Origin of the sequence: Desulfuromonas thiophila (assembly GCF_900101955.1) — a bacterium.
GTDB classification, from domain to species: Bacteria; Desulfobacterota; Desulfuromonadia; order Desulfuromonadales; family Desulfuromonadaceae; genus Pseudodesulfuromonas; species Pseudodesulfuromonas thiophila.
Genome location: NZ_FNAQ01000036.1, coordinates 1 through 1984, shown reverse-complemented (window position 1 = coordinate 1984; position 1984 = coordinate 1). Strand labels below are relative to the sequence as shown.

Here is a 1984-nt window from a genome sequence, read left to right as displayed (position 1 = left end):
GATTGGTTAGTTTCTGCAAAAACCATCCTATCCACCCGGGGGAGACAATGCTCTAATTTTTACTGCTACCTACCCACAGATTCTGCGGAGGAGGCGAATTTCAGGAACAGCTTATACCGACAAACTCAAAACTGCGGGCATGTCGTCAGTCCAAGCCATTGCCTTCGCCAACACTTACACCGTCATCGACCAATACACCGATCCTGATAGTGGTTTCTCGGGGACTTTATTCCGGAACACAGAGACAGGCGAATATACTTTCGCTCTACGCGGCACACAGCCAAGTGAATTTGTGGACGACATCATATTTGCTGATTTTCTCGGTATTGTTGTTGAGGGTTGGGCGCAAGAGCAGATTACCGAAATGAATGCTTACTTTGAGCGACTGATCACGCCGGTTTCACTGGGTGGCCTGGGGAAACTCTCTTCCTCTGATACGGTCACTGTCGCAGGGCATTCTCTGGGCGGGCATCTTGCCACGGCGTTCACGCTGGCGTGGGCTGATCACGTGGATCATACCTATACCTACAACGGCGCAGGAACGGGTGGCACCGACGGTGGCGCAGGATATGTGCAACTATTGGAAATTCTGGGGCTTGCTTCGTCTACACCGGAACCGAACGACAAAATAACCAACCTCTATGCGGAGCCGGGATTGGAAGTTACCGCCGGTGTAGGTGTTTGGTGGGGCGACGTGGTGCCGGTCTTTATCGAGGATCAAGGCATCATTGGTGGCAACTTGCTGATAGGTAATCATTCGATTGCGCACCTCACCGATTCTTTGGCCGTCTACAACCTTTTCTCACAAGTCGATGAATCCTTACAGCTCAATACCATTACCGGTCTGCTTGAAGCATCCTCAAACAAGGCCGATCACACCCTCGAATCAGCGGTCACAGCATTGGGGAAATTGCTGGTTACCGGGTTCACCCCGCGCGGGTGGAGGTCTGCGGCATGAGCGGATTATACCTGCTGGCTCTGATCGGGGTCTGGTTGTTGGCTGGATGGGTCATTTATCGCCTTTGGCGGCGGTGGCATCCACAAAAACTGAAAGAAAAAGTTCTGCATATTGCCATCGGTTTTCTTATTTTTTGCGTTTGGTTTGGCGGGGCTTTCTGGGAGGTTGCCGGAAAAAAGATGTACTGGGATGCCCAGGTGCGGAAATTGTGCGCAATTGATGGAGGCGTCAAGGTTTATGAGACGGTGGAGTTGCCTGAAGAAATGTTTAATCAGTGGGGGCAGCCGAATTTCTATCAACCAACCCAAGGAGAAAACGCTTTAGGCAAAGACTATATTTTTCGGTCAGAAATTAAAAAGTATCGAAAATCAGATCCATCTATTTCAAGGAGGCTGTACCAAGTATTTCGGAAGGAAAACAATAAAATACTTGGTGAAACAGTGATCTATGTCAGGTCGGGTGGCGACCTTCCGGGTCCTTGGCATGGCTCAACATATCGTTGCCCAGAAGATGGGGGTATCATTCCTCTCTTAGTTGAAATTTTTGAACATCAACAAACAAGTGTCAAGGAGGGTGAAAAATGAACATTAGCGAGTATTTCAGATTTGCCGAGCTGGCTCAGGCCGCCTATTATGACCTTCAGTCAGGTATAGTAGACCCAGATGTGCTTTATGATGACGGCGATGGCATGGCCAAGAAACAAGCCGAAGATTTCGCTGATAATTGGACCGTCCTCGACCAATACGACGGTATGGTCGAAGATACCTATTACGATGAATTTGGCGATGAACAGACGTTTCTCAACCCGACCGGCCTATCCGTTACGCTCTTTGATGACGGCAAAGGCAATCAGGTTGTAGCGATTCGAGGAACTGACGACCTTGATGATTTTGTTACTGATTTTATAGATATTGCATTGCTCGGGACCACTGAATTTCAGGCACAATACTCTGCTCTTTCCGCGCAGGTTCAGACATGGATTGTTGATGGCACTCTTCAGTCTGATTTTTCGGTTGTCGGTCATTC

General features: G+C 48.9%; 3 protein-coding genes. All 3 read left to right on the top strand.

Going from position 1 to position 1984, the window contains the following annotated elements; genetic code table 11:
* The first annotated feature begins 139 nt into the window (after positions 1-139).
* Positions 140-958, top strand: a complete 819-nt coding sequence (locus BLR80_RS12585; RefSeq protein ID WP_092080887.1) for a DUF6792 domain-containing protein — start codon at positions 140-142, stop codon at positions 956-958.
* The gene (locus BLR80_RS12580) at positions 955-1542 is read left to right on the top strand and encodes a hypothetical protein (protein WP_092080884.1); all 588 of its coding nucleotides are present in this window, start codon (positions 955-957) and stop codon (positions 1540-1542) included. The genes BLR80_RS12585 and BLR80_RS12580 overlap by 4 nt, the downstream gene beginning before the upstream one ends.
* On the top strand, positions 1539-1984 hold a 446-nt coding region (locus tag BLR80_RS12575; protein WP_143012183.1), incomplete at its 3' end, for a hypothetical protein. The genes BLR80_RS12580 and BLR80_RS12575, both read left to right, overlap by 4 nt.